General features: G+C 69.4%; 23 protein-coding genes and 1 pseudogene. 17 read left to right on the top strand and 7 right to left on the bottom strand.

What is annotated here, in order from left to right:
- The first annotated feature begins 74 nt into the window (after positions 1 to 74).
- The 4 genes from aspS to CLV71_RS23400 all read left to right on the top strand — a co-directional run bounded on the left by aspS (position 75) and on the right by CLV71_RS23400 (position 4,764).
- Entirely contained in the window at positions 75 to 1,853 is a 1,779-nt protein-coding gene (gene aspS / locus CLV71_RS23385) for an aspartate--tRNA ligase (protein ID WP_133905062.1), read from the top strand.
- 131 nt (positions 1,854 to 1,984) lie between these two features.
- A complete protein-coding gene (locus CLV71_RS23390) occupies positions 1,985 to 2,929 on the top strand; it encodes a DUF389 domain-containing protein (protein ID WP_133904963.1) in 945 nt (314 codons plus the stop codon).
- A gap of 120 nt (positions 2,930 to 3,049) precedes the next feature.
- The gene (locus CLV71_RS23395; RefSeq protein ID WP_133904964.1) at positions 3,050 to 4,255 is read left to right on the top strand and encodes a hypothetical protein; all 1,206 of its coding nucleotides are present in this window, start codon (positions 3,050 to 3,052) and stop codon (positions 4,253 to 4,255) included.
- A gap of 47 nt (positions 4,256 to 4,302) precedes the next feature.
- Entirely contained in the window at positions 4,303 to 4,764 is a 462-nt protein-coding gene (locus tag CLV71_RS23400; protein ID WP_133904965.1) for a hypothetical protein, read from the top strand.
- Here the strand turns inward: CLV71_RS23400 and CLV71_RS23405 are convergent.
- Positions 4,735 to 5,499, bottom strand: coding sequence for a metallophosphoesterase family protein (locus tag CLV71_RS23405; RefSeq protein WP_133904966.1), 765 nt, complete (start codon positions 5,497 to 5,499; stop codon positions 4,735 to 4,737). The two genes, CLV71_RS23400 and CLV71_RS23405, sit on opposite strands and share 30 nt — an antisense overlap.
- A 116-nt stretch (positions 5,500 to 5,615) precedes the next feature.
- Between CLV71_RS23405 and CLV71_RS23410 the strand changes: the two genes are divergently transcribed.
- Entirely contained in the window at positions 5,616 to 6,305 is a 690-nt protein-coding gene (locus CLV71_RS23410; protein WP_243866653.1) for a methyltransferase, read from the top strand.
- A 123-nt stretch (positions 6,306 to 6,428) separates the two neighbouring features.
- Here the strand turns inward: CLV71_RS23410 and CLV71_RS23415 are convergent, their stop codons facing one another.
- Complete coding sequence (locus tag CLV71_RS23415) at positions 6,429 to 7,001, bottom strand: hypothetical protein (protein ID WP_133904968.1); 573 nt, start codon at positions 6,999 to 7,001, stop codon at positions 6,429 to 6,431.
- A 57-nt stretch (positions 7,002 to 7,058) separates the two neighbouring features.
- On the opposite strand from CLV71_RS23415, the gene CLV71_RS23420 reads away from it, so the two are divergent.
- Complete coding sequence (locus CLV71_RS23420; RefSeq protein ID WP_133904969.1) at positions 7,059 to 7,841, top strand: SGNH/GDSL hydrolase family protein; 783 nt, start codon at positions 7,059 to 7,061, stop codon at positions 7,839 to 7,841.
- Positions 7,842 to 8,234: 393 nt separating this feature from the next.
- On the opposite strand, the gene CLV71_RS50690 is transcribed toward CLV71_RS23420, so the two are convergent.
- From CLV71_RS50690 to CLV71_RS23430, 3 genes are all read right to left on the bottom strand, one after another.
- Complete coding sequence (locus tag CLV71_RS50690) at positions 8,235 to 8,615, bottom strand: restriction system modified-DNA reader domain-containing protein (RefSeq protein WP_208297718.1); 381 nt, start codon at positions 8,613 to 8,615, stop codon at positions 8,235 to 8,237.
- The gene (locus CLV71_RS23425; RefSeq protein WP_208297705.1) at positions 8,600 to 10,348 is read right to left on the bottom strand and encodes a DUF262 domain-containing protein; all 1,749 of its coding nucleotides are present in this window, start codon (positions 10,346 to 10,348) and stop codon (positions 8,600 to 8,602) included. The genes CLV71_RS50690 and CLV71_RS23425 overlap by 16 nt, the downstream gene beginning before the upstream one ends.
- Positions 10,349 to 10,632: 284 nt before the next feature.
- Positions 10,633 to 11,766, bottom strand: coding sequence for an ankyrin repeat domain-containing protein (locus CLV71_RS23430; protein ID WP_133904970.1), 1,134 nt, complete (start codon positions 11,764 to 11,766; stop codon positions 10,633 to 10,635).
- A 72-nt stretch (positions 11,767 to 11,838) separates the two neighbouring features.
- Here CLV71_RS23430 and CLV71_RS23435 point away from each other — a divergent pair, with 72 nt between their 5' ends.
- The 9 genes from CLV71_RS23435 (at position 11,839) to CLV71_RS23475 (ending at position 20,509) form a co-directional block, all read left to right on the top strand.
- On the top strand, positions 11,839 to 13,179 hold the full coding sequence (locus CLV71_RS23435) for a replication-associated recombination protein A (protein WP_424923901.1): 1,341 nt from the start codon (positions 11,839 to 11,841) through the stop codon (positions 13,177 to 13,179).
- 384 nt (positions 13,180 to 13,563) lie between these two features.
- Positions 13,564 to 13,974, top strand: a complete 411-nt coding sequence (locus CLV71_RS23440) for a DUF948 domain-containing protein (RefSeq protein WP_133904972.1) — start codon at positions 13,564 to 13,566, stop codon at positions 13,972 to 13,974.
- Positions 13,971 to 14,297, top strand: coding sequence for a hypothetical protein (locus CLV71_RS23445; RefSeq protein WP_133904973.1), 327 nt, complete (start codon positions 13,971 to 13,973; stop codon positions 14,295 to 14,297). The genes CLV71_RS23440 and CLV71_RS23445 overlap by 4 nt, the downstream gene beginning before the upstream one ends.
- A 70-nt stretch (positions 14,298 to 14,367) precedes the next feature.
- Positions 14,368 to 17,037: an alanine--tRNA ligase gene (gene alaS / locus CLV71_RS23450; protein ID WP_133904974.1), complete on the top strand. Its 2,670-nt coding sequence runs from the start codon at positions 14,368 to 14,370 to the stop codon at positions 17,035 to 17,037.
- Positions 17,034 to 17,543: a Holliday junction resolvase RuvX gene (gene ruvX, locus CLV71_RS23455; RefSeq protein ID WP_133904975.1), complete on the top strand. Its 510-nt coding sequence runs from the start codon at positions 17,034 to 17,036 to the stop codon at positions 17,541 to 17,543. The genes alaS and ruvX overlap by 4 nt, the downstream gene beginning before the upstream one ends.
- Positions 17,540 to 18,769 (top strand): endolytic transglycosylase MltG, encoded by a 1,230-nt coding sequence (gene mltG, locus CLV71_RS23460; protein ID WP_133904976.1) that lies wholly within the window; start codon positions 17,540 to 17,542, stop codon positions 18,767 to 18,769. The genes ruvX and mltG overlap by 4 nt, the downstream gene beginning before the upstream one ends.
- Complete coding sequence (locus CLV71_RS23465; RefSeq protein WP_133904977.1) at positions 18,759 to 19,610, top strand: shikimate dehydrogenase; 852 nt, start codon at positions 18,759 to 18,761, stop codon at positions 19,608 to 19,610. Before mltG ends, CLV71_RS23465 begins: the two co-directional genes overlap by 11 nt.
- Before the next feature lie 27 nt (positions 19,611 to 19,637).
- Positions 19,638 to 19,796 (top strand): GrpB family protein, encoded by a 159-nt coding sequence (locus tag CLV71_RS23470; protein WP_133904978.1) that lies wholly within the window; start codon positions 19,638 to 19,640, stop codon positions 19,794 to 19,796.
- Between the two features lie 272 nt (positions 19,797 to 20,068).
- Positions 20,069 to 20,509 carry a prepilin peptidase gene (locus CLV71_RS23475; protein ID WP_243866655.1) on the top strand — a complete coding sequence of 147 codons (441 nt, stop codon included), beginning with the start codon at positions 20,069 to 20,071 and terminating at the stop codon, positions 20,507 to 20,509.
- 58 nt (positions 20,510 to 20,567) lie between these two features.
- Here CLV71_RS23475 and CLV71_RS23480 read toward each other — a convergent pair whose 3' ends face one another.
- Both CLV71_RS23480 and CLV71_RS50695 read right to left on the bottom strand, forming a co-directional pair.
- Positions 20,568 to 21,425, bottom strand: a complete 858-nt coding sequence (locus CLV71_RS23480; protein WP_166664222.1) for an endonuclease/exonuclease/phosphatase family protein — start codon at positions 21,423 to 21,425, stop codon at positions 20,568 to 20,570.
- 223 nt (positions 21,426 to 21,648) lie between these two features.
- Positions 21,649 to 21,927 (bottom strand): annotated as a pseudogene (locus CLV71_RS50695) (IS110 family transposase); the annotation flags it as partial.
- 128 nt (positions 21,928 to 22,055) lie between these two features.
- Between CLV71_RS50695 and aroC the strand changes: the two are divergent.
- Positions 22,056 to 23,237, top strand: coding sequence for a chorismate synthase (aroC, locus tag CLV71_RS23485; protein ID WP_133904981.1), 1,182 nt, complete (start codon positions 22,056 to 22,058; stop codon positions 23,235 to 23,237).
- A complete protein-coding gene (locus CLV71_RS23490) occupies positions 23,234 to 23,746 on the top strand; it encodes a shikimate kinase (RefSeq protein ID WP_133904982.1) in 513 nt (170 codons plus the stop codon). Before aroC ends, CLV71_RS23490 begins: the two co-directional genes overlap by 4 nt.
- The last annotated feature ends 6 nt before the right edge of the window (positions 23,747 to 23,752 follow it).

Genomic DNA, 23,752 nt, shown 5'->3' on the forward strand with positions numbered 1-23,752 from the left:
TAAACCTGCTGGACGGAACGGTGCGGCCGTTGGCTAGCCTCTTCACCAACATCCGTCTACAGGAAGAGCACATCGTGATCCGCACGCACGAGGCCGGGACGCTTCGCGCCGCACTAGCCGGAGAGACTGTCACGCTGAGCGGCTGGGTGGCCCGCAGGCGGGATCACGGTGGGGTCATCTTCGTCGATCTCCGTGACGCGTCGGGCGTCGTGCAGGTCGTGTTCCGCGAGGGCGAGATGGCCGAGCGCGCCCACGGGCTGCGCGCCGAGTACTGCGTCAAGGTCACCGGCGAGGTCGCCAGGCGCCCCGAGGGCAACGAGAACCCCGACATCGCGACCGGCGAGGTCGAGGTGCTGGTCACCGACCTCGACGTGCTGAGCGAGGCCGCGCCGCTGCCGTTCCAGCTCGACGAGCACCTGACCGTCGGCGAGGACGTCCGCCTGCACCACCGCTACCTCGACCTGCGCCGCTCGGGTCCCGCCCGCGCCATGCGCATGCGCAGCGAGGCCAACCGCATCGCGCGCGACATCCTCCACCAGGAGAACTTCGTCGAGGTCGAGACGCCGACGCTGACCCGCTCCACGCCGGAGGGCGCCCGCGACTTCCTCGTGCCCGCGCGCCTGCAGCCCGGCTCCTGGTACGCGCTGCCGCAGTCGCCGCAGCTGTTCAAGCAGCTCCTGATGGTCGGCGGCCTCGAGCGGTACTACCAGATCGCCCGCTGCTACCGGGACGAGGACTTCCGCGCCGACCGCCAGCCCGAGTTCACCCAGCTCGACATCGAGATGAGCTTCGTCGAGCAGGACGACGTGATCGCGCTCGGCGAGCGGGTCGTCGCCGCGCTCTGGAGCGGCCTGATCGGCCACGAGATCCCGCTCCCCATCCCGAGGATGACCTACGTCGACGCGATGGCCCGCTACGGCACGGACAAGCCCGACCTGCGGTTCGGCCTCGAGCTGACCGAGCTGACCGACTACTTCAAGGACACGCCCTTCCGCGTGTTCAAGGCCCCCTACGTCGGCGCGGTCGTCATGCCGGGCGGCGCGGACCAGCCCCGCCGCCAGCTCGACGCGTGGCAGGAATGGGCCAAGCAGCGTGGCGCGAAGGGTCTCGCGTACGTCCTCGTCGGCGCGGACGGCACGCTCGGCGGCCCGGTCGCCAAGAACCTGTCCGAGGCCGAGCGCGAGGGCCTGGCGAAGGCCACCGGCGCGAACCCGGGCGACTGCGTCTTCTTCGCCGCGAACAACCCTGGCGAGGCACGTGGTCTGCTCGGCGCGGCCCGCGTGGAGATCGGCCGCAGGCTCGGCCTGATCGACGAGTCGGCCTGGTCGTTCGTGTGGGTCGTCGACGCGCCCCTGTTCGAGGAGGCCGAGGCCGCCCGCAGCGCCGGTGACGTCGCCGTCGGCGCGGGCCGCTGGACGGCCGTGCACCACGCCTTCACCTCGCCGAACCCGGACTGGATCGACCGGTTCGAGGAGAACCCGGGCGAGGCGCTGGCCTACGCCTACGACCTCGTTTGCAACGGCAACGAGATCGGCGGCGGCTCCATTCGTATCCACCAGGTCGACGTGCAGAAGCGTGTCTTCGAGGTCATGGGCATCTCCGAGCAGGACGCCGAGGAGAAGTTCGGCTTCCTGCTCGAGGCGTTCAAGTTCGGCCCGCCCCCGCACGGCGGCATCGCGTTCGGCTGGGACCGCATCGTCATGCTCCTGGCGGGCGAGGCCTCCCTGCGGGACGTCATCGCGTTCCCGAAGACCGGCGGCGGCTTCGACCCGCTGACCAGCGCACCCGCGCCGATCACGCCCGAGCAGCGCCGGGAGGCGGGTGTCGACGCGAAGCCACAACCCAAGGCGTGAACGGCCGCCGGCGTCTGGACTGACGAGCACGGAGGCCCTGCGAGGAACGAGCCCGGGGCCTCCGCGCGCAGGAGGGAAGACGCCGGGTACAAGGCCGCGAACCGCCGACCGGAGGAAGGCAAGCCAACACGGTGCTGCACCTGAGGGCGATCTGCCCGCCGGAACACACAGAGGCGGCGCTCCGGGCACTGCGTGAGCACCCCGGCGCCGCACACGTGGTGCTCCTGCGGGGTGTCGCGCTGGTACCCGAGGGCGACCTGATCGAGGCCGACATCGCCCGCGAGGCCACCGACGAGGTCGTCGCCGCGCTCTGCGGGCTCGGCATCGACCACTCCGGCGGGATCACGCTGGAGCAGATCGACACCGCGCTCTCCGACGCGGCGGACGAGGCCGAGGTGCGGGCACCGGGTGACGGCGCCGACGCCGTGGTGTGGGAGGAGCTGCTCGCCCGCACCGGTGACGAGTCGCGGCTCAACGGCACCTTCCTGGCGTTCCTGGCGATCGCGTGCCTGCTCGCGGCCGTCGGCGTCATCACGGACTCGCCGGTCACGATCGTGGGCGCGATGGTCGTCGGCCCGGAGTTCGGCCCGCTCGCCGCGATCGCCGTCGGGCTGGTCCGGCGCCGCTGGGACCTCGCACGCAGGGCCGCGGTCGCGCTCGCGATCGGGTTCCCCCTCGCCATGCTGATCACCGCGGGTGGCACCGCGCTCGGCAACGCGGCCGGGCTGTTCGACGCCAGTGTGATCGCGGGTGGCGGCCACCAGGTCGACTTCGTCTACGAGGTCGGGCCATGGTCACTGATCGTGGCGTTGCTCGCGGGTGCGGCAGGCATGTTGTCGATGACCTCGGCGAAGTCCGCGGCCCTGGTCGGCGTGTTCATCTCGGTCACCACCGTGCCCGCCGCGGGCTATGCGAGCGTCGCGGCCATCCTCGGGGACTGGAGCCGCGTGGTCGGGTCGATCGGGCAGCTCGTGGTCAACCTGGTCGGGATCGTGGTCGCGGCGGCGGCCGTGTTGCTCATCCGTCGCGTAACGTGGACGACCGAGGACGCGGGGCGTCCCCTGCCCGAAGGCTGAAAACGCATCGAAACGGTCCCGACACGAACCTGTTCTCGTTACTTGTCCCGAAATGTGTGGCTACTTGATCGATGGACATGACTACGGTCGGTGGTAAGAGCGGGAGTAGGGTCTGAGGAGATGAGTGTGGAAACCGCCGCCGACCCACCGACACTCGGTGGTGACGCGGATCCCGAGGTACTCGCAACCGTGGTCGCGGCGGAGGCAGTGCTCGGGCGCAGGTTCGGTGCCAGGATCAGGCTCAACGAAGCCGAGGACCTCGGCGGCTCCGCGCGGTCGTGCGTGGTGCGTGTCAGGGTCGCCGCCAGCCCGTTCTCGCTGCCGAGGACCCTGGTGCTGAAGCGGTACCTCCAGCCACTCGACGAGCACTGCGACAGTTTCGCCCGCGAGGCCGCCAGCTACCAGCTGTTCACTGCACTCGCCTCCGAGGACCGCATGTGCCCGGAGCTGTTCGCGCACGATCCCGGCAGCCGCCTGGTCGTGCTGGAGGACCTCGGACACGCCCCCACGCTGGCGGACAAGCTGCTCGGCGGCGACGCGCGAGCCGCGGAGCGGGCCTTGCTGTCGTACTCGCGGTCGCTGGGCAGGCTGCACGCCACCACAGCGGGCAGGGAGGCCGACTTCGACGCGCTGCAGCGCAGGCTCACCGTGCCCGACTTCAAGGACCCGCTGGCGATCGACGGCGCCAAGGCGATGACCGACCTGCCCGCTCTGCTGGAGACCGAGCTGGGCGTCCTCACGTCCGCGGCGGTGCTGGAGTGCGCGGAGCGGAGCAGGAAGCTTCTCGAGACCGGCCACCACCGGGCGTTCAGCCCGTCCGACTCGTGCCCGGACAACAACCTGATCACCAACCGCGGCGTGCGGTTCCTCGACCTCGAGGGCGGCTGTGTCCGCAACGCGATCTTCGACGCGGCGTACCTGCGGGTGCCGTTCCCGTCGTGCTGGTGCCCGTTCGGCCTGCCCAACGGCATGACCGACGCGATGCTCGCCGGCTGGCGGGCCGAGGTCAGGGACGTGTGGCCGGACCTGGACGACGACGGCGTGCTGCTGCCGGCACTGCTGGACGCGCAGCTGTTCTGGGTGTGGCTGACCACCTGGCAGTTCTTCAGCAGGCCGGAGGCGGCGCAGACGCACTCGTCACTGCTGTCGGACACACCGCCGGAGACCCACGTGCTGACCGACCGGTGGCGCCGCCTGGCCAACGACGCGCTCCTGGCAGGCGCCGAGGCGGTGGCGGAGCACGCCGCCGCGGTGGGCGACCGCCTGCGCGTCCGCTGGTTCGACGACGACCCGGTGCTCGCCCTGTACCCCGCATTCCGGCGCTGACCTGCAGTTATCCACAATTGTCGGTGCCCCCGCCTACCGTATCGCCCATGGGATTCTCCGAGCGATACATGCGGCCGGGCGGCGTCGTGCCGGTGGGGGACTGGCGCGTCAAGCAGTACCTGGTGACGGTCACCAGGACCGTGCTGGACGGTGCCGTCGTCGAGGCCGCGCAGGCACACCTGCCGAAGCTGCTGCCCTCCGCCGCGGCGACGGACTGGACACCACGAGTGGCGTTCTCCGTGCTGCACAGGGGACTGGACGCGATCTGGCTCAACTTGTACGCGTGGGTGTACGGCGAGATCCTCCATTGCCGCGCGGCCAACGCACCCCAGACCGGCGAACCAGTCTTCACGCCCCTCACCGAGCCACTCATCGGCTGTGTGTGGGAGCTACCGGCCCTGGTGCACGAGCGGTCGGCATGGGTGCGGCACGGCTTACAACCGCAGTCCCCGGCCGTGGACGCCTACCTGGCGGACTTCTTACCCGAGGGCCCCGCCGGCAGGCCGTGACCTCGGGCTGAACACGGCGAGGGCCTCGGCGTCGGACACGGGTTCGCGGAGGATGTACCGCGTCCACTCCGCGATGTCCGGGTAGTCGCACTCGGCCTCGATCGCGTCGGCGGCAGACGCGCGGTCGAACAGTGTGCGGCGAAGCTGGATCGCGGGCCCGTCCGCGCCACCGAGCAGAGCCCAGTGCGCGCCGGTCGTGCCGTAGGGCATCCCGACGCTGCCCGGGTTCACGATCGTCCGCCGGTCGGCGAGCCGGAGGAAGGGCATGTGGGTGTGCCCGCACACGACGGTGTCCGGCGCACCGTCGAGCACCTCGGCCCATCGCTCGAGCGGACTGTCGACGAGGACGAACTCCTCGTCATCGCGCGGGGTGGCGTGGCAGAAGAGCACCTCGCCGAGCCCGCGGACGTCCAGCGTCACCGACTTCGGCAACCGGTCGAGCAACTCGACGTGGTCAGACCGCAACGCGGTCCCGGCCCAGGCCGAGATCGGCTCGGCCACCGGCTCACCACGAGCGGCGGCGACGAGCTCACGCTCACAGTTGCCGCCAACCCAGAAGACCCGGTCACCAAGCGAAAGGAGGAGGTCAAGCGTCCGCACGGGCTGCGGCCCTGCCGCGATGTCCCCGGTGAGCACGATCAGCTCGGCGGCCAGGACATCCGGCTCGGCGAGCACCGCGGTGAGCGCGGGCAGCACACCGTGCACATCGGAGAGAACAGCGACACGGTCGATCACCACATCAGCATCGTCAGGCGTTCCCCTGGTCCGCCAGCGCGTTCGCCACGAGCGCAGCGCGTTCTGCGGCCCGTGCCCACCACCCGTAGGTTGTGAGGACGATGAAGGGAGACACCATGGCAGACAAGGAGTTGTCGAGCGCCCGACCCACAACTTCATCAGTCGTGGCGGCCTACGACTGGGGTGCGCTGGGCCACGTGGTGGACGTGGGCGGCGGAGACGGCATGCTGCTCATTGCGCTGCTGAACGAGTACCAGACCCTGCGCGGCACGGTGGTTGACCTGCCGGACACGGCGGAGACCGCCAGAAAGATGCTGGACGCGGCGGGCCTGGCAAACCGGGGCGACGTGGTGGCCGGCGACTTCTTCGGCGCGCTCCCGACAGGCGCCGAGGGCTACCTCCTGTGCTCGGTACTGCACCAGTGGCAGGACGAGGACGCGAGAACCATCCTCCGCAACTGCGCCAAAGCCGCTGGCGAGGACGGCGCCCTCTTCGTGATCGAGACGATCCCGCAAGCAGACCACGCAACCGCCCCGCCGCGAACCACCACGCCCGACCCGGCTCCGAACCCGGCAACAGCCGCGACAGCCGACGAGACGACCGCCCCAGCGGCAGACCCGGCAACAGACGAGCCGACCGACCCGACGCCAGACGGCACGACCACCGGTGCGGCCTCGTCCCCGAACCCCGGCGGACACGCCCGCGACCTCACCGAGCTGACCCTGCTGGCGGAGAGCGCCGAGCTGACAGTGGCGGCCGTACACACGGCAGGCACGGTGGCGATCCTCGAGCTGGCGGTGCCGTAGGGCAGCACCCGGCCGCCTCGCGAACTGCGGCTGCGCGATGTCGCCTCGCCCGTAGACAGCTCCGCTGGTACCGCCGCACAGGGGAGACCGGACGGGTCCGCGCCGCCCCAGATCCGGGAGGCCTCAGGACCTCTCGGTGAAGCGCACGCCGTCGGGAGCCAGGTCACGCAGTTCGCGAAGGACCCGGTCAAGGACGGGTGCGCCCTGCTCGGCAACCGCGAGCGGCGAGCCGAACACCCGAGTCAACCGACGCGCACGACTGGCCAACCGCGAGTCGGCGACGAGTTCCGCCGCGGCCTCGTCCGTCAGGTCGAACGACAGATACCGAGCGGTGGCCTTACGCCGCCCATGCCACAGGTGAAGCGTCACGACGGTCACCTCAGCCCAGTCGAGCCGAACCGCCTGCGGCGACAGGAACCCACCCGCGCGCACCCATACGTGGTCACTGTCAGCGGCGAGCAGGGGCCCGAACCCGGCCTGGGCCCGCACCAGCAAAACCTCCAGAACCACCCCCGCGAGACACAGCAAACCAACGACGACCCACACCACCGACCCGGTGATACCGACCCCGATCCCGGCCAGCACGGTAGTGATCAGGAAGACACCGACCGTGGGCGCGTGCTCACGCACCACATGACCGGCACGCACCGGCAGAACGAGCTTGGTGTCGACGGGAAGGCGGACCGTTCGCTGCACGTCAGCGAGGGTAAACCCCAGAGCTACGATGACCACCGGGACACCAGAGGAGGACCGATGCCAGACCAAACGTACGAGCGCTACGTCGCGATCGGCGACAGCCAGACGGAGGGCGTCGGCGACGGCGACGACCTGACGGGACACCGCGGCTTCGCCGACCGACTGGCCGCGCGTCTGGCCGACCTGAACCCGGGGCTGCGCTACGCCAACCTGGCCGTCCGAGGCAAGCTGGCGGGCGAGATCCACGCCGAGCAACTGGCTCCTGCACTGGACCTACGCCCCGACCTGGCAACGGTGGTGGCGGGCCTGAACGACGTCCTGCGCCCGAGGTTCGACCTGAACGCGGTGAGCGGCCACATAGAAGCGATGTTCGCATCCCTGACGAAGGCGGGCGCGACGGTGGGCACGGTCACGTTCCCCAACGTCGCGAAGATCGCCCCACTGGCCCGCCCACTGCTGCCCCGCGTACTGGCACTGAACGCCCGAATCCGCGAAACAGCAGCCCGCCACGGCGTCCGCGTGGTGGAAGCCTTCGAGGTAGAGGTAGTCACCGACGCCCGAATCTGGTCCCCGGACCGCCTCCACGCCAGCCCGATCGGCCACCAACGCATCGCCGACTCGATGGCCCACGCCCTGGCCCTCCCCGGCGCCGACGACTCGTGGACCCACCCCTTCCCAGCCCTCCCACCGCAGGCCCGCATAGAGGTCATCCGCGCAGAACTCCGCTGGCTGAGCGGTTTCCTGGGCCCCTGGCTCGGCCGCCGCCTCCGAGGCGTGTCATCCGGCACCGGCCGCACAGCCAAACGCCCAGAACTGACCCCCTTCCTCCTGGAAGGCTGACACAACCGACACACCGATCGCCCCAAACCGGCGAATCGGACGAACTATCCACCGCACGTGTACCAGCGGACACAACGGCCCATCTACGCAGGTCAACGTCGTGGCATTGGGCCAGTCAGAACGTTCAAGCCAGCCCTGATCATCCCGTCTGCGAATAGGGTGAGACGGGCCGCGAAGCGGGTATCAATGCTTACGACCACCCAGGACTGATCCGCGATGCGCGGATGTCGTGCAGGCATCGGCCAACTCGCGGGCGTGAAGGAGAAGAAGGCCGGCTGGCATTTCATCACAGTTTCTCGGTACGAAAGTTCTCCTCGGCATTCACAACAGACCCTCTGCGAAGAGCAGCAGCGCTGGGTGAGTACCCGGACATGGTGCTCGGGGCCACGACCGTTAGCGACTGCCATGGTAGGCCTTACGAAGGTCGGTGAGACGCCTGCCGTCGGGGAGAGACCAGAAGTACCAGCCATTCGTCGCGCCCTTGCGGACGTGATGCCCTGCCGCCGATGGCGAGTTGAAGACCCGACCATCGAGGGCGAGGTCGCCGTTCTCGAGGACAGTGGCTTCGCGGTCAGCCCAATTGCCTGGGCGGCTTCTGAGGACCGTGCCTGGGGCGAGGAGACCGGCGGCGATGAGTTGTTTGAGCGGGACGGTAATGGCGGATTCGCTTGTGGCGTCTTTGACTTGGCCGACATGACCGTCCGGAACCGGCCAGGTCGCGAGCAGCGCGTTGACCAGAGTGGTGGTGCGCTGGTCAATCAGCGTCTCGTCCAGCCTTCACTGGAGATGTCGTCAATTCGCCGGTTCATGAGGAAGACGTCATGCTCGCGAAGCTTGGCGCGTTTTCCCCCGCTGCCGGCCCAGGGACCGTTGGATACGGAGGAGTTGAGCGAGCGGGTGAGCAGGGTCAGATTGCCGAGGCGATGGATGTGTTCTCCGCGCTCGATCTCGGCGGCGAGGTCAGCTACAGGCCAGTGGGTCTCCCACTTCTGCGGCATCAGGTGCTCGATGGGGTAGCCGACTCGAGCGATCCGTCCGCCCGCCAGGGGTGTAGGTCCGGTGTAACCTCTGAGATGGTCTTCCGCTGCTTCGAGGAAGATTCGAAGACGACCGCGTTTGTAACGCTTGTACGCCGCCTCCACCTTGAGGGCCTTCTCGACTTCCACGTCACCCGGCCAGTACGTACTGGCCGCGTCCAGTCGGGACAGATAGGTCTCGATCCGTGTGGCCAGTTCATCTTGTGGCGTAGCCCGATGGGTATTGATGAGGTCGGCGACGATGCGGCCGAGGTCGGAGGTCGTCAGGCGCAGAAGAGCTCGCCGAATAATCCAACTTTCGGTTGCGCCGACCACCCGGTCGATGACCTTGGGATCACACTTTGTGCCTGGTTCATGGAGCCAGAGCAAGATCGGCTTGAGCAGCTCGAGATCGATCGCCTGGAGGCGGTAGACCGACAGTTCCACTCGGCTCAGGTCGGCATGAGTATCGGCGGCTCGCTCGGTCCACCGTTGATAGGAAGCCGCCTGCTGTTTGATGATCGGCAGCAGCTCGGCCATAGGGACACCGGCGTCGTGCTCGACGAAGTGCTTGAACCGGGTGAACGTCTGCTTGGGGCTGATCTCCTCGCCGCTCCGTGACACGAGCCACTGGTTGAGGAACAGCGAGCTCCGGCTGACGAAGTACCGGCCAACACTGATCTCCTTCTCCCAGAAAGTGGAGTCGAACGGCCAGTCCTCCACATACGCCTGGCGGACGTCGACACCCTCGACAGCGAGTCTCTGGAACACGAAATTCTTGATCAGGTCCGCGGCGGTCAGCGCCGTGCCTCGAGCGTTGAGCGTCTCGAAGATCTCCTGGGAATTCTCCTCAGCCCGAAGATCGATGACCACCAACTGCAGCGCGCGCGTGATGACGGTCGTGAGCACCTCCGCGCGCGTCGCGAACTCTGGCGGACTGTCGTCACCCAGCCACCGCTCGACCTGTACACCGAAGAAGCGGTGGCCTCGAGCGAGCAGGCTGTCGGCGTGCTTGAGTCCCGCATAGTCGATCGGCGGGTCGGCCCGCATGACCTCGTCGTAGCTGGCGCGGTCGCGGTTGGTGTGCCGCAGTTTCAGCATTTCGTCGTCGACTTGGACGTAGTGGGCAGGATTGTGTGTCAGCTCTTCCAGTCGACGGGCGAGATTGTCCTGGCCTCGCGCCTCCAGTACCGCAGCGGTCGCGTCCATCAGAAGTTGCAGGGTCGTCAACCGTTGCTGGCCGTCGATGACAAACCGGGGCTGAAAGGTGCCGGTTTGGTTGTCCTGCGCTTGGAGTACCACCGCACCCAGGAAGTGGGTAGCCATACTGGTGAGATTGTCGAGACGCAACTCGGCCATGCGGCGCACGTCTTGCCACAACGGCACCCACTGGTCTTCCTCGTTCCACACGTATGGACGCTGGAACAGCGGAACCACCAAATGCTGTGGCAAGCTGAAAATCTCCAACGGAGTACGTACAACGGTCTCCACAAACCCTCCTTCGACCGGTACAGATTACTCACGCCGTATTTGCGATGGCCGCGACGGCCCATTGGGCCGGACGACAGCATTTACCGAGGTTGGTATCGGAGAACCGTGCGCCGACAACTCGTGACGCCATCGGCGGTTCATCCATCGGAAACAAGATCCATGGGAGCCGTCGACGCCGTGCGAGTATCCAGGGATCTCCGGTCGTCAGCAGGTCGGTGTGGGTGCTCCAGTGATCGGGAAGGACACATCGTTGCCCAAGCTGGAATGCAGGCACGGTGCCGTCGTCAGGCGTGGTCGTCGAGCAGTTCCTGTGCCGCCGCCTGGCCGCTGTGCTCCGCCCAACCAGCCGGTGTCGAGCCGTACAGGTCATCCGTGACCGTGGGATTGGCGCCGGCAGCCAGCAACACCTCGATCACCTCGACGTGCCCGCCCTCCGCCGCGTGGTGCAGCGCAGTCGTCCCCACCCCGTGTCCCGGCCCACCGAACGTCCCCCGCACGTCGACACCGGCCCCCAACTCCAGCAACCTCCGCACCGCACGAACCCGCCCCCGCGCCGCCGCCCACACCAACGCAGTCCCCTGATACACGTTCGCGTCCAACTCCGCACCCCGCGCGGCGAGCCACGACAACGCCTCCACCGCATCCGACCGGGCCGCCCAGCTCACCGCCTCGTCCCGGACCTCGGCCACCGACGACCCCGGCTGCCACGACGGAAACCCACTGTGCGGCCGGTAAAACCCACGATGCGCCCCAGCGGAAGGCCGCCCCCACAACGACTCCAGCAACACCACATCGTCCAGACCCGCCGCTGTCCGCAGGTTCCGGGGCGTCACCTCGACATCAGCCAGCACCCGAGCCACCTCGACGTTGCCCCAGAACAACGCCGCCGCCAGGGGAGTCCCACCATCACCGCGCGCCGACACGTCGACGGGCGCACCCGCCTCGACCAGCACCCGCGCCATGGCAGGCAGGTTCGCGTACCCGGCCTGGTGCAACGCCGTCCACCCGTGCACGTTCCCCCGCCGCACGTCCGCCCCACGCGCCACCAGCAACGACACCAACCGCTCGTCGTGTGTCGACGCCGCGAGGCCGAGCAGGTCGTTGCCGTTCGTGCCGACCTCGTCCACCAGCGACGGGCGCTCGTCCAGCAGGGCACTCAGCCCGGGGAGATCCCGAGCCTCGACGAGCCGGTACGCGTCGGCGAACGGTCCTCGCCCGGCCTCGGCCAGCAGCTCTGTCCACGACGTGAACCCATGACTCCGAGCCACGACCTCCCGAGCACCGTCCGCCGACGGGGCGACCGCCCAACGGGTGAACTCGGCGACCGCAGTGGCAGTGCCGTCCGTGGCGGAGGCCAGGAGGCCGGTGGCGCGCCCCTCGTAGTACGAGGGCTCTGTGCGAAAGGTCTGCCAGCTCATCGACACCGATCGTAAGCACTGTCGGTGCCGACGGGTAGCGTCACTACCGTGGATGATGGGCTCGACCTCGAACTGTTCGACAGCCCCCCGAAGGAGCGGCACCACCCCGGCGCGAAGGAGCGGGTGAGCGCGAACGCGCCGCTCGCCGTCCGCATGCGTCCGGCCACCCTCGACGAGGTGGTCGGCCAGGACCACCTGCTCGGACCCGGCGCCCCGCTCCGGCGGCTCGTCGAAGGCGCGGCACCTGCGTCACTGCTGCTCTACGGACCTCCTGGCACCGGCAAGACCACTCTCGCCATGCTGGTCTCCAGCGCGATCGGCAGGCGGTTCGTCGCGCTCTCGGCGCTGTCCGCCGGCGTCAAGGAGGTCCGGGGGGTCATCGAGGACGCCCGCCGCCGCCTCACCCACTCGGGCGAGTCCACGGTCCTGTTCATCGACGAGGTCCACCGCTTCTCCCGCACCCAGCAGGACGCCCTGCTCGGCGCCGTCGAGGACCGGATCGTCCTGCTGGTCGCGGCCACCACCGAGAACCCGTACTTCTCGGTCGTCTCCCCGCTGCTCTCCAGGTCACTCGTCCTGCAGCTGCGTTCACTCACCGACGACGACGTCCGCGCCCTGGTCAACCGCGCCATCACCGACGAGCGCGGCCTGAACGGCACCGTCACCCTCGAGAAGGACGCCGAGGACCACGTCGTCCGGCTCGCGGGCGGCGACGCCCGCCGCGCACTGACCGCCCTCGAGGCGGCGGCCGACTCGGCGGTCGCGGCCAACGACGGCACGATCGACCTGGCGACGGTCGAGGCCACCGTAGACAAGGCCGCGGTCCGCTACGACCGCCAGGGCGACCAGCACTACGACGTCATCAGCGCGTTCATCAAGTCCATCCGCGGCTCCGACGTCGACGCGTCACTCCACTACCTCGCCCGCATGATCGAGGCAGGCGAGGACCCCCGGTTCATCGCCCGCCGCCTGGTCATCCACGCCAGCGAGGACGTCGGCATGGCCGACCCGACCGCCCTGCAGACCGCGACCGCCGCCGCCCAGGCCGTCCAGCTGATCGGCCTGCCCGAGTGCGCGCTCAACCTCGCCCACGCCACGGTCCACCTCGCGACGGCCCCCAAGTCCAACGCCGTCACCACCGCGATCGGCGCCGCCATGGCCGACGTCCGGGCCGGCGCGATCGGCCCGGTGCCCACCCACCTGCGTGACGGCCACTACGCGGGCGCCAAGAAGCTCGGCAACGCCACCGGCTACCGCTACCCCCACGACGTCCCGGAGGGCGTCCTGGAGCAGCAGTACCCGCCGGACGAGTTGGTGGGCAAGGACTACTACAACCCGACCCAGCGGGGCGCCGAGCGTGCCCTGTCCGAACGGGTGCCGAAGCTGCGCAGGGCGATCAGGGGCAACAGGTGAAGCTCGGATTCCGGTTCACCGACGACGGCATCCGGACCAGGCACGCACCCACCCGAGGAGCACCGACCGCCTGGTCACGCTCGCCGTGGTCGCGGGCGCCAGCGAACGCCTCCTATCTCTGCACGTCGGTCCTGCTCGCGGCCCAGCACGAGCCGGTCGTCGCCGGCCAAACCCGTCGCCACTCTCGACACCTTCTCCGGCGGCCCCAGGGGCCGTCCGGGTGGTCACGGTGTTGATCCCTTTGGCGCCGTTCGGACGCGTGGACCCGGCCCGGTCGGCAAGCCGGTGACGTCGGGGCAACTGCCCTGAGCCGAACGGGCCGCCGCGTGGCGTGCGCGGTAATCTGACCCGCGAATTCCAACCCCCGAAAACCATGGAGGGCACGTGTCGCCCTGGGAGATCGCGCTCCTGATCGTTGCAGGCGCGTTCGTGCTGCTCGTGCTGCTGCTGGCGATCCCGTTGCTCAAGCTCGGGCGCACGCTCGACGAGGCGACCGTCGCGCTCCGCAAGGCGCACACCAACACCGACCCGATCTTCAGCGAGGCCAACACCACGCTCACGCGGGTGAACACCCAGCTGGAGCGGGTCGACGGCATCACGGCCAACACCCAGGCGGTGACCGGCAACGTCTCGGCCCTGACCTCGGTGTTCACCGCCACGCTCGGCGGCCCGCTCGTCAAGGCCGCTGCCTTCTCCTACGGCGTCAACAAGGCGCTCAAGGCCCGTCGCAAGGCCAAGGCGGAGGCCGAGGGCAAGCACGCCCGGCGCGGCCGACGTGCCGGAGCCAAGTCATGAGGCGCATTTTTTGGCTTGGGGTCGGCGTGGCCGCTGGCGTAGCGTTGTCACGGAAAGCCAGGCAGACGGCTCATCAGGCCACCCCCGCGGGCATCGCGGGTAACCTGGGTGACGCGATCAGTGAGCTCGCGGGTGCGATCGGCTCGTTCGGTGCCGACGTCCGCGCGGGCATGGAGGAACGGGAAGACGAGTTGTCCGAGGTTGTGGAGCAGCGGTCCGGGGTCAGCCCCGTGGCGCGGCGTGCCCTCGGCGCCAGTGACGAGGGCCGTGGCCGGCGTGCGAGCCGGCCCGCCGACGCGCGAGCTCGCAGGGCGGGCAGCTGAGCAGCGTCCGTGGCGCCGCCCTGTCCGCCGTGCCGGACCCTCGCACCTTCTCGACACCAAGGACCCGACCGTGCAGACACACGAGATCTCCAAGCGATTCACCGACCACTTCACCAGCAACGGGCACACGCCGGTGCCCAGTGCCTCACTGATCCTCGACGACCCGAACCTGCTGTTCGTCAACGCGGGAATGGTGCAGTTCAAGCCGTTCTTCCTCGGTGAGGAGCCGCCGCCGTACCCGCGCGCGACCAGCGTGCAGAAGTGCGTGCGCACCGGCGACATCGACGAGGTCGGCAAGACCACCCGTCACAACACGTTCTTCCAGATGGCGGGCAACTTCTCCTTCGGCGACTACTTCAAGGAAGGTGCGATCGAGCACGCCTGGAAGCTGGTCACGTCGAGCCAGTCCGAGGGCGGCTACGGCTTCGACCCGGAGCGCATCTGGGTGACGGTCTACAAGACCGACGACGAGGCGATCGAGCTGTGGCGCAAGGTCGCGGGCCTGCCCGACGAGCGCATCCAGCGGCGCGGCGGCAAGGACAACTACTGGGACATGGGCGTGCCCGGCCCTGGCGGCCCCTGCTCGGAGATCTACTTCGACCGGGGCCCGTCCTTCGGCCGTGAGGGCGGCCCCGAGGCCGACGAGGACCGCTACCTCGAGATCTGGAACCTCGTCTTCATGCAGGACGAGCGCGGTGAGCTGTCCCCCAAGGAGGACCACCCGCCGATCGGGGTGCTGCCGGCGAAGAACATCGACACCGGCATGGGCATCGAGCGCGTCGCGTTCCTGCTCCAGGATGTCGAGAACGTCTACGAGACCGACCTGGTCCGCCCGGTGATCACCAAGGCGGAGGAGATGTCGGGCCACCGCTACGGCGCCGACCCGGTCGACGACGTTCGGTTCCGCGTCATCGCGGACCACGCGCGGTCGGGCGTCATGCTGATCGGTGACGGCGTCACTCCCGGCAACGAGGCGCGGGGCTACGTGCTGCGCCGCCTGCTGCGCCGGATCGTCCGGTCCGTCCGGTTGCTCGGCGTCAACGAGCCGGTGCTCGGCGAGTTCGCGAAGGTCGTCCGGGACACGATGGGTCCCGCCTACCCTGAACTGGTCGAACAGTTCGACCGTATTGACGGTGTGGTGCGTCAGGAGGAGGACACGTTCCTCCAGACGCTGTCGAGCGGCTCGAAGATCTTCGACCTCGCGGCGGCGGAGACCAAGCAGTCCGGCAGCTCCGTCCTGCCCGGCGACCAGGCGTTCCAGCTGCACGACACCTACGGCTTCCCGATCGACCTGACGCTGGAGATGGCGTCCGAGCAGGGCCTGAAGGTCGACGAGGAGGGCTTCCGCCGCCTCATGACCGAGCAGCGCCAGCGCTCGAAGCAGGACGCGGCGTCGCGCAAGGTCGGGCACGCCGACGGCGGCGCGTACCGGTCGATCCTGGACAACCACGGCAAGACGGACTTCCTCGGCTACCAGGACCTGACGACCGAGTCGCGCGTCGTCGGCCTGATCGCGGGCGGCAGGCCGGCGATGTCGGCGGGCCAGGGCGAGGAGGTCGAGGTCGTCCTCGACCGCACCCCGTTCTACGCGGAGGGCGGCGGGCAGCTCGCGGACAGCGGCAAGATCATCGGTGACGGTGTCGTGGTCGAGGTCCACGACGTGCAGTCGCCGGTCGCGGGCCTGAACGTGCACCGGGGCAAGGTCGTCTCCGGCGAGCTGTTGCTCGACTCCGAGGTCCACGCGGAGGTCGACCCGTCGCGTCGCCGCGCGGTCTCTCGGTCTCATTCGGCAACTCACCTGGTCCACGCGGGTGTTCGGCGCGCGCTGGGCACGCAGGCGGCGCAGGCGGGTTCGCTCAACGCGCCGGGCAGGCTCCGGTTCGACTTCACCTCACCCGGCGGCGCGGTGCCGCCGAGCGTCCTCGCGGACGTGGAGGACGAGGTCAACGACGTCCTGCTCAACGACTACGACGTGCGTGCCGAGGTCACCACGCTCGACGAGGCGCGCAAGCAGGGTGCGATCGCCTTCTTCGGCGAGAAGTACGGCGACAAGGTCCGCGTCATCACCATCGGCGACTACTCCAAGGAGCTGTGCGGTGGCACCCACGTGCACCGCTCCGGCGAGATCGGCGTCGTGAAGCTGCTGTCCGAGGCGTCGATCGGCGCGGGCGTGCGCCGCGTCGAGGCGCTGGTCGGTCTTGACGCCTTCCGCTTCCTCGCGCGTGAGCACGTGCTGGTCGGCCAGCTCGCCGAGCAGTTCAAGGTGCGTCCCGAGGAGCTGCCGGAGCGCATCGGCCAGACCGTCGAGCGGCTGCGCACGGCGGAGAAGGAGCTGGAGCGCCTGCGTGGCGCGCAGCTGCTGTCCTCGGCGGGCACCCTCGCCGACCAGGCGGAGGACGTGCGTGGCACCGCGCTGGTCGCGCTGGCGACGCCGGACGGCATCGGCGGCAACGACCTGCGTCAGCTCGCGGCCGAGGTGCGCAACCGGCTCGGCACCCGCCCCGGTGTCGTCGCGTTGTTCTCCGCGGACGGTCCGAAGGTCAGCTTCGTGGTGGCGACCACCTCGGCGGCACGTGATGCTGGTCTCGCGGCAGGCAAGCTCGTGCCCGCGTTCGCGCAGGCGATCGGCGGTCGTGGCGGCGGCAAGCCCGACCTCGCGCAGGGTGGGGGAAGCGACGCGGCGGGCGTGCCGAACGCGGTGATCGCGCTGCGCAAGGCCATCGACCAGGCGGCCACATGAGAGAGCCTGACAGGCCGGGCACCGGTGATCCGGGGCCCGGCCGCAGGCTGGGCGTTGATGTTGGATCCGTACGGGTTGGGGTCGCAGTGAGTGATCCGGCTCCCTTCCTCGCGACGCCTTTGGTTACGCTGTCCCGCGACGAAAGCTGGGACAGCGACCTCGATCGGCTGACCGAGCTCGTCACCGAGTACGAGGTGGTCGAAGTGGTGGTTGGTTTACCGAGGACGTTGTCGGGACAGCACGGCAAGGCCGCGTCCATCGCCTCGTCCTACGCACGGAAGCTGGCGCGGCGCGTGCGCCCGGTTCCGGTACGGCTGTCGGACGAGCGGTTCACGACGGTCGCCGCCAACAGAATGCTCATGGAACGCGGTATGCGGGGGGAGAAACGACGGACGGTGGTCGACCAGGCCGCCGCCGTCGAGATCCTGCAGGCCTGGCTGGACGCGCGGCAGGGTCTGCGGGAGACGCGGGAACACCTGACCCCACCGGAGGCACCGCAGTCATGACCTATCACGACGACGACCTCGACCTGTTCGCCGACGAGGCCCGCACCGAACGTGTGCGTCCCGTGCGGCGAACCGAGGCCAAGCGACACGCACCGCCGCCCCGCAAGAAGAAGCGCCGCGTCGGCCTGTGGCTGGGCATGGTCGTGGTGCTCGCCCTGATCGCGGGTGGCGGGTACTACGGCTACAAGCAGCTCACCGGCATCGGCGACTACGACGACTACACCGGTCAGGGCACCGAGGACGTCGTCATCCAGGTCAAGGGCGGCGAGTCGACCGGCGACATCGCGACCACCCTGACCGACGCGGGCGTGGTGGCGAGCACCAGGGCGTTCATCACGGCCTCCGAGTCCAACGCCAAGGTGCGCGGCGTGCAGCCGGGCTACTACGTGATGAAGAAGAAGTCCTCCGGCGCGAAGGCGGTCGACCAGATCGTCGACCCCAAGGCGCGGGTCGGGCAGCTGGAGGTCCGGGGTGGTGCGCAGCTGCAGAACATCGCCCAGGGGAACGGGGTGGTCGACGGCATCATCGCGAAGCTCGCCAAGGCGTCGTGTGCCGAGATCAACGGCAAGAGCACGTGCGTGGCCCCCGAGCAGCTGGCCGAGGTCGCCAACACCGCGGACCTGGCCAAGCTGGGCGTGCCGGAGTGGGCGGTCCCGAGTGCGGCCAAGGCCGAGCCGCAGCGGCGGCTGGAGGGCCTGATCGTGCCGGGCGTCTACGACGTGAAGCCCGGCTCGCCCCCCGAGGATTTGTGGAAGCAGTTGTTAACCGAGTCGGCGGAGCAGCTCCAGGCGTGGAACATGCCGACTATCGCCGACGACACCGGCTACACCCCCTACGAGGTTCTCGTGATGGCTTCCCTGGTGGAGAAGGAAGCGATCACGAACGACTTCGGCAAGGTCTCCAGGGTGACCTACAACCGCCTGCACGAAGGCATGCGGCTCGAGTACGACTCGACGATCAACTACGTGCTCGACCGTCCCGAGATCACCACGAACGAGTCGGACCGCGAGAAGGTCGGACCGTACAACACCTATGACAACACGGGCCTGCCGCCGACGCCGATCGGGTCCCCGAGCGGGGAGGCACTGAAGGCGGCCGCCGCTCCGGAGCCCGGTACGTGGCTGTACTTCGTGAAGTGCGAGAAGAACGGCACGTCCTGCTTCGCGACCACGCACGAAGAGCACCTGGCGAACAGGGCGAGGGCCCAGGAGAACGGTGCCTACTGAGCCTCGCCACGCTGCCGTAGTGGGCAAGCCGGTGGCACACTCGCTGTCCCCGGTACTGCACACGGCCGCCTACGAGGCCCTGGGCCTGAACTGGACGTACACGCGGTTGGAGGCGTCGGAGGCCGAGCTTCCGGCGCTGGTGGCGAACCTCGACGAGTCGTGGGTCGGCCTGTCGGTGACGATGCCCGGCAAACGCGCGGCCCTGGAGGTGGCGACGACGACCACCCCTCGCGCCAGGGCGGTCGGCGCGGCGAACACGCTGGTCAGGACTGCGGACGGCTGGGCGGCGGACTGCACGGACGTCGACGGCGTGACCGGTGCGCTGCGGGCCGTCGGGTACGTCCCCGGCCCGGAGGGCGTCGTGTTGGGCGCTGGTGGCACGGCGTGTGCGGCGCTGGCCGGGCTGGCGGCGCTGGGCGTGTCCTCGGCCACGGTGGTCGTGCGTGACATGACGAGGGCGTCGGAGGCGGTGGCGTGCGCCTCGGCGGTCGGGCTGGCGGTCGAGGTCCTGGCGTGGGCGTCTGCGGACTTCACGGGGCTGGCGTCCTCGACGTCGGTGCTGGTGAACACGACCCCGCCCGCGGCCGTCCAGGAGCTGGTACCCGCGCTGTCACTGGCCCCGTGCGTGCTGGACGTGATCTACCACCCGTGGCCGACCCCACTGGCGGCGTCGGTGGCCGACCGAGGCGGGGTGCTGGCGACAGGCCTGGACATGTTGCTGCACCAGGCATTCGGCCAGGTCGCACAGTTCACCGGCCGCGAACCCCCACGTGAGGCCATGCGTGAGGCGCTGCGGACGAACACGGGTGGACTCCTGCCGCTGCCGCTCCAGTCTGGTTGACGTGAGCCGGACTGGTACGAGCACTGCATGCTGGGACTTCGTGACCGGCTGCGCACCAACGAGGCGGACCGGAACCGTTACGCGGCGGTGAAACGCGAACTGTCCAAGAAGGAATGGCGCCACGTGCAGGACTACGGCGACGCGACCACGGTGGTCACGGACATCCTGACACGTGCCCTTCCCTGACTTTCCCGTACGAGAGTCCCATTCGCTCGCCCTCCGCCTTGCCCCTCCCGGTCTCCCCACCCGATCCTTGACCCATGAACACCTCACTCCTCCTCGCAAGCGCAGGCGCCACAACAGGTACGTGTGGCCAACTCCTACTGACACGCCTCTCCCGTGGCGCATCCGTCCACAAAGGATGGTGTGCACTGGGTGTGGCGCTCCTCTGGGCCCTGGTGGGCTGGCGAGCAGCGGCAGGCCACCTCCCGTGGTGGTGGCTGCCAGTCCCACTCCTGGTGGGCTGGCTGGCGGTGATGTTGACGGTGGTGGACCTCAGACACCGCCGCCTACCGAACGCACTGACACTGCCGGCCTACCCGGCAACCGCGGCGACGATGACAATGGCGACGACTCAGGGAGGTCACCAGATCGCCCAAGGTGCACTGCTGGGCGCGGTAACCCTGGGCGGCGCGTACCTGGCAGCACACACTCTCTCCCCACAGGCGATGGGCGCAGGCGACGTCAAACTGTCCGGCACCCAGGGCGCGGTGATGGGCGCGGTGGGCCTACCGGCACTGATCGTGGGCACAACCCTGGCCGCGTTACTGACCCTGCTCCTGAACGCGACGGCCCCACGCCGCACACGCGACCGATGGCGCTCCGGCGTCCCACACGGCCCGGCCTTACTGGCGGCAACCTACGTAGTGGCAACGTTCCCGACCATACAGCCGCCGTAGGAGCACGATTCGTCGGTGCGGCCAGGTGGCGACGCGCAGGTGACCCGGGCCGGGCTGCTCACCCGGTGACGTCCTCCGCCCAATGCCCTGGCCGGTGCTCCGGTCGACGCAGGTCGGCCAGCAGTCCGAAGTGGTCACTGAGCCAAACGCCGTCAACGGGATCGGTGAACAGCATGCGACAGTCCGCGACCTCCAGTGCAGGGCCGTAAGCCCCGCTCCGGACGAGGACGTGGTCGATCCGACGCCCTCGTTCCGACGGCAGCTGCCCAGCCCGAACCAGCGGATTGCGAGGGCTGAACGTGTGGCCTGGACGGTCCCCGTGCACGGCCGCCCAGGCGTCCTCGTACCGCACGCTGAACCCGTCCAACGACTGCTTGCCGGTCAGAAACCGAACACTGGCGGCGTCCGTAGCCGCGTTGAGATCTCCAAGGAGGACAACAGGAAGCTCGTCCCGGTCGGCAGCCAGCTCCTCGACGAAACGAGCCGTGGCGACGGCCTGGCGCTCCCTCGCGTGCTCGAAGGGAAGCTCGAACGTCCCACGGTGATGCACGACGAGAACCGAGCCGATCGGTTGCGGCGCCAACACTTCAACGGCCACCGCGGTCGCCCTGACCGCCTGTGGCCCCTCACCCGAAACCGGCACGTCGAGCGCATGGACCGCCGCGACGGGCAACCGAGTCGCAAGACACTCCCCAGCTCCAGCAGACGAACCACCTGGAAGGTCGACGACCGTGAACTCCGACCCGAGCAACTCGGCAACCTGGTCCGAGTCAGCCCCGCGCGTCACCTCCTGCAAGGCGACGATGTCCGCACCGAGCCCGGGAAAGACCCGACGCATGATCCGGTGCCGAGCCGGTCCGTCAGCCTCGGCAATGGTGAGCACGTTGTACGTGACCACACGAAGGATGTCCGACATCCGGCGAGGATGCCACGTCCCGGCACGATTCGCGGGACCAACGACGCCGGTCGCTGATCCAGCGCCCGGTCCAGGGTCCACGCACGAGATCGCGGTGCGGCGGCGGGTGAGGAGGTGTTGGTGACGGCCGACGCCGTCGCCCTCGTGCCCTGGCCCGGAATACGCGCCGGCTGATGTCGGGCGGCGTGGGTCTCGTTCAGGGCGTGGACGCCGGTAATCCGGGGGAGCGGGCGGCATCGGCGACGACGAAGGCGTCCCGGGCGTCGGCCTTCACACGATCGGGTAGAGGTGGCGATGCGGCATCGTCAGCTCAGGTATGTGAGCAACGTGCTGGCCGGGGCCGCGGCGACCGGCGACGCGGCGATCGTCTCGGGCTGGTCAACGACCATCGGCAGCGGTCCGTGCGCGGCGGGCTTGTCGGACAACGACCGCAGTCTCGGTTCGTTGTTGGGCAGGGGGCCGTCGTGCAGCCGGTGCCGGTCGGGTCCAGGCCAACGGCGTGGCTCTGGCGCCGGTGGCGCTCGCCGCTCGAGGCGGATGGGGCACCTGCCGGCGTCGCCGGCCGGGTCACCAGCCCGGCCCTAGGTAACCGCTGATCGGAGCTTTAGGAGGACATGACAGGATCGACAGGTGCTGCGTTGGATCACCGCTGGAGAGTCACACGGGCCTGCTTTGGTAGCCGTGCTGGAGGGCATGGTCGCCGGGGTCGAGGTCACGACCGACGACCTCGCGAAGCAGCTTGCCCGGCGACGTCTCGGGCTCGGGCGTAGCCCGAGGATGGGCTTCGAGACCGACCGGGTCGAGTTTCTCGGCGGGGTGCGTCACGGGCTGACCCAGGGCGGCCCTGTCGCGGTGCGGATCGACAACGCCGAGTGGCCCAAGTGGGAGAAGGTCATGTCCGCGGACCCCGTGGACCCCGACGAGCTGGCCAACCTCGCCCGCAACGAGCCGCTGACCCGGCCGCGGCCCGGCCACGCCGACCTCGCCGGCATGCAGAAGTTCGGCTTCGACGACGCGCGGCCGGTGCTCGAACGCTCCAGTGCGCGGGAGACCGCCGCCAGGACCGCGCTCGGCACGGTCGCCCGTGGCTTCCTGCGACAGCTGCTCGACGTGGAGATCGTGAGCCACGTCGTCTCCATCGGCGCGGCCGAGGCACCCGACGGGCCGCCGCCGGGGCCCGACGACCTCGACACGGTCGACGCCAGCCCCGTGCGGGCGTTCGACCCCGCGGGCACCGAGGCCATGGTCGCCGAGGTCGAGGCCGTCAAGGAGGCAGGCGACACCGTCGGCGGCGTCATCGAGATCCTCGCCTACGGGCTCCCGCCGGGGCTCGGTTCGCACGTGCACTGGGACCGTCGGCTCGACGCGCGTCTCGCCGCCGCCCTGATGGGTGTCCAGGCGATGAAGGGTGTCGAGATCGGCGACGGGTTCACCACCGCGCGCCGCTGGGGGAGCAAGGCGCACGACGAGATCGACCCCGCCAACCCCGGTGTCTCCCGGCGCACCAACCGCGCCGGTGGTCTCGAGGGTGGCATCACCAACGGCGAACCACTGCGGGCCCGGGTCGCGATGAAGCCGATCTCGACCGTCCCGCGTGCACTGTCGACCGTGGACACCAGGACGGGCGAACCGGCCGTCGCGATCCACCAGCGGTCGGACGTGTGTGCGGTGCCGCGTGCGGGCGTGGTCCTCGAGTCCGTCGTCGCGCTCGTGCTCGCCGAGGCCGCCCTGGAGAAGTTCGGCGGCGACTCCATCGGCGAGACCCGCCGCAACGCCGAGTCCTACCTCAAGGCACTTCAGGAGCGCTGGTGACCGGGCCCGTGCTGATCCTCGTCGGACCGCCTGGATCCGGGAAGAGCACCGTCGGCCGCCTGGCCGCCGAACGCCTCGGCGTCGGGTTCCGTGACTTCGACGACGACCTCGAGCGTGCGCACGGCCTCCCCGCGGGAGAGCTCGTCGTGCAGCTGGGCCGTGAGAAGTTCCAGGAGTCGGAGCGCGAGCTGCTCGGGGACCTCCTCCCCAAGCACGACGGGGTCCTCGCGCTGGGCGGTGGCACCCCGACCGCACCCGGCGTGCCCGAGCTGCTGAAGGGCCACCACGTGGTGTTCCTCGACGTGAACCTCGACCAGCTGCTGCGCCGCGAGGGCCTCGTGCCGCTGCACCCGTGGCTGCTGCCGAACCCCCGCGCCCACCTGCGTGAGCTGCTGAACACCCGCCGCCCCGTCTACACGGCGGTCGCGGCCACGACGATCCAGACCAGCGAGCGCACCCCGGACGACGTCCTGGCCGACGTGCTCGCGTCGATGCCCGCGGCAGGCTGACCGGCT

The organism is Actinophytocola oryzae (assembly GCF_004364325.1).
In the GTDB taxonomy this organism is placed as follows: Bacteria; Actinomycetota; Actinomycetes; order Mycobacteriales; family Pseudonocardiaceae; genus Actinophytocola; species Actinophytocola oryzae.